The sequence below is a fragment of the Edwardsiella ictaluri ATCC 33202 genome, from assembly GCF_000264785.1.
Lineage (GTDB): Bacteria > Pseudomonadota > Gammaproteobacteria > Enterobacterales > Enterobacteriaceae > Edwardsiella > Edwardsiella ictaluri.
Genome location: NZ_AFJI01000071.1, coordinates 1 through 5,050, shown reverse-complemented (window position 1 = coordinate 5,050; position 5,050 = coordinate 1). Strand labels below are relative to the sequence as shown.

General features: G+C 42.7%; 5 protein-coding genes and 1 pseudogene. All 6 read right to left on the bottom strand.

All coding sequences use genetic code 11. The annotated features are described in order from the left end of the window. Positions 1-43: 43 nt before the first annotated feature. Positions 44-472: a nucleoside triphosphatase NudI gene (nudI, locus tag EIEH_RS10725; protein WP_015872521.1), complete on the bottom strand. Its 429-nt coding sequence runs from the start codon at positions 470-472 to the stop codon at positions 44-46. Then, positions 469-1,182 carry a deoxynucleoside kinase gene (locus EIEH_RS10720; RefSeq protein ID WP_035609506.1) on the bottom strand — a complete coding sequence of 238 codons (714 nt, stop codon included), beginning with the start codon at positions 1,180-1,182 and terminating at the stop codon, positions 469-471. The genes nudI and EIEH_RS10720 overlap by 4 nt, the downstream gene beginning before the upstream one ends. After that, positions 1,179-2,264: a radical SAM protein gene (locus EIEH_RS10715; RefSeq protein WP_015872523.1), complete on the bottom strand. Its 1,086-nt coding sequence runs from the start codon at positions 2,262-2,264 to the stop codon at positions 1,179-1,181. The genes EIEH_RS10720 and EIEH_RS10715 overlap by 4 nt, the downstream gene beginning before the upstream one ends. A 35-nt stretch (positions 2,265-2,299) precedes the next feature. After that, positions 2,300-2,557 carry a hypothetical protein gene (locus tag EIEH_RS10710; RefSeq protein WP_015872524.1) on the bottom strand — a complete coding sequence of 86 codons (258 nt, stop codon included), beginning with the start codon at positions 2,555-2,557 and terminating at the stop codon, positions 2,300-2,302. Beyond that, positions 2,544-3,755 (bottom strand): annotated as a pseudogene (locus EIEH_RS17745) (VENN motif pre-toxin domain-containing protein); the annotation flags it as partial. The gene EIEH_RS10710 and the pseudogene EIEH_RS17745, both read right to left, overlap by 14 nt. A gap of 449 nt (positions 3,756-4,204) precedes the next feature. Then, positions 4,205-5,050: VENN motif pre-toxin domain-containing protein (locus EIEH_RS10700; protein WP_035609502.1), on the bottom strand; the 846-nt coding region annotated here is incomplete at its 5' end.

The window sequence follows — 5,050 nt, the reverse complement described above, 5'->3', positions numbered from 1 at the left end:
CGCCCGGTATTCTGGGCGGTGTTATAACTAGTGGTGTTTACAATTATTTTATGAATCCTTTCTCGGTGAAGGTTATTTTAGTTGCCTCATTTAAATTGAATTCATTTAATTTGTCTTTTGATACCCATGCGACCTCTTGGAACTCATCATTAAATGATATATCTCTATTCGAACTTTTACAATCAAATATAAGATATATCATATATATTTTTTCTTTGGTTCCATCTTTGTATGTTTTTTCTCTGATGTCATCACGAAATGACCAAGGAGATATTTTTGTTATATTTAAACTGTCGCCTAACTCTTCATTTATTTCTCTGGTTAATGCGTCGAGCATCTTCTCTCCTGGTTCAATCCCTCCACCAGGTAGAGCCCATTGGCCAGGAAAAACTCCTCGATCATCAGACATTTTACAGATGAGATACTCATCATTGTTTTCTATAATTGGACAAACAATTGTTCGCTGTCTCATTTCATATTCCTTATTCCGGTTATTTTATTGATCACTTCACTTAACAATTCATCAATTGTTTTTTTCTTATTGTAAATAATCACATTTTCTTTTAATTCTCTTGGTAGGTTTTGCGTGAAACCTTGATATTCATCAAACCACCCTGTTATCCATTTTTCTTTTAATTCGGGATTTGGAAACTCCCGAGGTCGAATCCCTTTTAACTCGTCATTTTTTATATTTTGAAGTGAGTGGTCAACGCTGAAATCTAAAAAAATAATAATATCTGGCGTTGGTGTTATCTTGTTTATTTCATTCCACAATGTCATGTAAGTGTCATATTGTTCTTTTGTTATGTATTTTGATTTATACATAAAGCTAATGAATATATAGTCCTCAATGTGTGATCTCTCCATGATTAGGTTGAATCCTTTATCCAACCATGACTTTATTAAAAGAGAACGTTGTATCATGAAGTTTAACTGAAGTAAATATCCGTATTTCTCTGTTTTATCAAATAGATATTGGAGTAGATTGTGATGAACTGCTTTCTCATCAATAGCTATAGTGTCGCTATCTTTTTGGTATATGTTGCTTGATATGTTCTTTAATAAAGTGCTTTTCCCTGCACCAGAATTTCCTGATAGGCAAATATAAATTGGTGGTCTTTTTTTGGGGGATGTGATGTATTGAGCTGACCAAGGGTCAATATATAAATAGTTCCTATTCATGATGTGAACTCCATGTTGTCAAGCCAAAATCTATTCTTTTCACATTTATCTAAAATTATTTTATTTCCGAATATACTATTTATTATTTTTTCTTTTGAGTCATTTAACATATTACAAAGGTATGTGTAGTTTTCTCCATCAGGAATAATTATGTCAAAGTTTGGTTCCATTACGACATTAGCTTTATCCCTTTCTTCGAAAGTTGCCCAACTTATTGGTGTATCAGGGTGTCTTTCTTTTAACTCTTGCATTTTTTCTTTAAAAACAGATTCATCTATTTCTAATTTTTCTCTTTTTTCCTTTCCTACACCTAGGGGGCAAAATTGATAAAAACGCCAAGCTTGTGTTTTGTAAGGTAAGTTTTTGACCCAGGAAACCAATTCATTGAGATCATTGAGATCATTGACGTTGCTATTTGATACAACTGTTGTGAGTTTGAGTTTGAGTTTGATGTTGATTTTATTGTCTGCTTTTGGCAACCATATAAGTATGTTTTTAATAACTCTATGTTGATTGCTCATTTTTTTACTGCGAATATCAGTGTTTGTCTCTTTATCTATGCCATCTATTGGCATTCCGACCCAATCAAGAATGCTATTTAGTTTGCTATGGTCTATTATAAACCGATGACCCACAGTTGATAAATATGTCATAAATCCTTTTCCTTTTGCATATTCTATTAAGCTTATGAAATCTTTTCTTGATGTTGGCTCCCCCCCAGTAAACCCGATCCTCCTGAATCCGATATCATGCATTTTATTTATTACTAACTTTGCATCATCTAATGATGAGTCGGATATTCCTGGGTTCCTAAAACATAGATCGCATCCAAGGTCACAATGAGATGTAATTCTAAAATCTAAAAGTAGATCATTGACATTCATTTTAAAGCCTCCTGTGAACACTACATTATCGTTACGTGCGTTCAGGGTAACGTCGGCACCTTGAATATGGCCAGCCTGATTCAGTTCGGGTGTCAGGCCATTTTCTTCGGCATACTGATTCCAGGATTGTGCTGCTACACCATAGTCTGTCAGCCCTTTTGGCAGCTTAAACCCGTCGCCGAGTAAGTTATTCTCCACAACAATACCAACCCTTGTGACTGGGATTAGATAGATTACTGATTTGCTTTTTTACTGTTCTGACGCTCTTCTATCCTTGCCTTTATCCATATTCCCAATCCAAGAGATAAACTGACACCCCCCCCCTGTTTAAGGGAGAGCAGAGTAATTTCTTTCCAGTTAAATTCAAAATAACCAGTCTGAAAAAAAACCAGCAATAACCCCAATATATTTGCCATAAAACAAATACAAAAAAACACAATAAAACAACGGTAAATTAGGGTAATAAGCTCATGTGTTTTACTCTCTCTCATCTTTATTCTCCATTTTATCAAGAATGTTTTTTGCAGCGCCACTGACTATTTCATTTGCTGTAGAACCGCCAACAGTGCCAACCACCTCAGCAGTACCTTCTTTAACTGCTGTCGATAGCCCACCAGTAATATATTTTTCCGTTTTACTCCCCGCAACGGACCCTAGTCCAGCCCCAATAACCGAATTAGTCGGGTCTTCCCCCTTAATACTACTTCCGATTGCTGCGCCACCCATATTTATAGGTGTTGAAGCTATAATACCTTTCCCCGTTGTTGCTGCCGCTGTTACTCCCGCCATAATCGCATCTACATAACTGAAAGGATCTTTTCCTACCAGTTGCACACCCGTATTAACGCCAAAACCAATTGCAGCATTAGCCACCATACCTTTCACAGTAAGTCCCAGCACACTGCCTCCGAACATAACTGGCGTATCACCAATACTGGCATTCGATTTATGGTAACCCCATGTATTCATAATGTTCTGAGCCTGTGCCATAGCCTCAGAATCTGGATTGCGTTTTATGTAATCTTGCCCAGACAGCAACCCCTTAACCAGTTCCTGGGACACCGCCTGGCCATATTCTTTTTCCATTTCACCAGCGTAAATGCGTAGATAAGCCGCCAGTTCAGCTTGTTCCGCGCTGCTCATTTGCGAGGGATCTTTAAGATATTTTGAGATCAGCGCATCACCGCGCTTATCGGCATTCTCCAGTTTAATAAGGTCATTCGCGGTGGCTAATGTCTTATCACCGTTTTTGATCTTTTCAATAACCGTCTCAAGCTTGTCTGAAGATGTTGCACCCAGCAGATTATTCTCCACCGTCGTCTTACCCGACTGTGCCCCGGCGAGTGCAGAGGCACCCGAGTCTCCCACCAGACCACTGGCCAGTCCGGCGGCAACGGTGGCCAGTGTTGAAACGGTCTGTTTCTCGCTTTCGCTGAGCTCAGCGACCGGTTTCTGGTATATCTCCGTGGCCAGCATGCCGACGATTTCGCCGGTGGCCGCACCCGCGGCTCCGGCAAGGGCGTTATTCCCCTGTGCTGCGGCCAGCGCCGCGTTTACCACCGCATGGGCCGCCACACGCCCCGCGCCGTCCGGGGTGCTCTGCTTGATTATCTCACTAATATACGGCGCCGCGCCGCCCGCCAGCGCCGCCTGCAGGTTGCCGCCCGCCAGCCCCTGTACCGCCGCCGTGCACTGATTGCACCAGAAATAACCATCGCCTCAGGAAGCACACCACCTGACATCACGGTACCTATAGCCGCCACTGCCATCTGGCAAGACATAGGTGTATTTCCGCTACAAGCTTCTTTAATTGCCGCCTGCTGCTCTTCTTTCCATTTGTCCGCAGTACCTGGCTTATTAGCATTGGCAGCCGCCAGAACACTTGCCAGCGAGTTATTCTCAACAACAACTATTACGCCAATATAATAACCAAGTTCCCACACTACATAACATAGAGCAATACGCACTTATCTTTAAAGCTCTCACAATATCAGCATACGAAAATAGAAAGTCGCCACCGATCCAATAAAAAGCAAATAATCTCATGAAGAATAATATCACTACTGCCATAATAAATATGGCAAAAAACCATATGAGCAAGGTCATTAAAAATCGCAGAAGGAGAGATTGATGTCTCATCACTTACCCTCCTGCTGGTTTTTTAGCTGCTCCTGAATAATAGCTCCCGAGCCTTCTGAAGCGATTGAAGAACCTATATTCCCAGCGATACCAGGAACTGGATTTAGTGGTAAGGGCTTACTGACTCCCATTCCTATGTCAGTCCACTCCCAGTTTTTCCAGTTAGGGTTAATTATCTTTTCTAATGGCCCTTGGATCATTTTCCCTACTCCATATCCTATCGCTGATGAACTACCATTTATAATTGCTCCAGTTAGAGGATCTTTATCATCTATCCAGTTACCAAATGCACCACCTGCGGCATTCCAGCCCACGGTTTCTTTCCAGCCCTGTCCCATGGTGATTACGTTCACCCATCCTGCAATGATTGCATTTTCAGGATCAACCGAGCCATCAACTATATAGCCAATCCCTGCATTCGCCCCAGCACCAAGTCCCCACATCGCCTGGGCACTACCGGGTAACAGTGCAACACTACCTGCCGCTAATGCGGCGGCATAGGCTTTGTTTTCGGCCAGTCCTCGCCTGCAGGCCTCTCCCGACGGATTATCATGACAGGAGAGAACATCCGCAGCGTGCTCCCTGGCTTTATCGGTCTGAAGCCACTCACTACCGCCAAGAAGGTTATTCTCCACCGTCGTCTTACCCGACTGTGCGCCGGCGAGTGCAGAGGCCCCCGCGTCGCCCACCAGACCGCCGGCCAGTCCGGCGGCAACGGTGGCCAGTGTTGAAACGGTCTGTTTCTCGCTTTCGCTGAGCTCAGCGACCGGTTTCTGGTATATCTCCGTGGCCAGCATGCCGACGATTTCGCCGGTGGCCGCACCCGCGGCTCCGGCAAGGGCGTT

What these genes read in the sequence shown, in the direction of transcription:
- nudI (WP_015872521.1), bottom strand. Translation starts at nt 472, where the DNA reads ATGAGACAGCGAACAATTGTTTGTCCAATTATAGAAAACAATGATGAG.
- EIEH_RS10720 (WP_035609506.1), bottom strand. Translation starts at nt 1,182, where the DNA reads ATGAATAGGAACTATTTATATATTGACCCTTGGTCAGCTCAATACATC.
- EIEH_RS10710 (WP_015872524.1), bottom strand. Translation starts at nt 2,557, where the DNA reads ATGAGAGAGAGTAAAACACATGAGCTTATTACCCTAATTTACCGTTGT.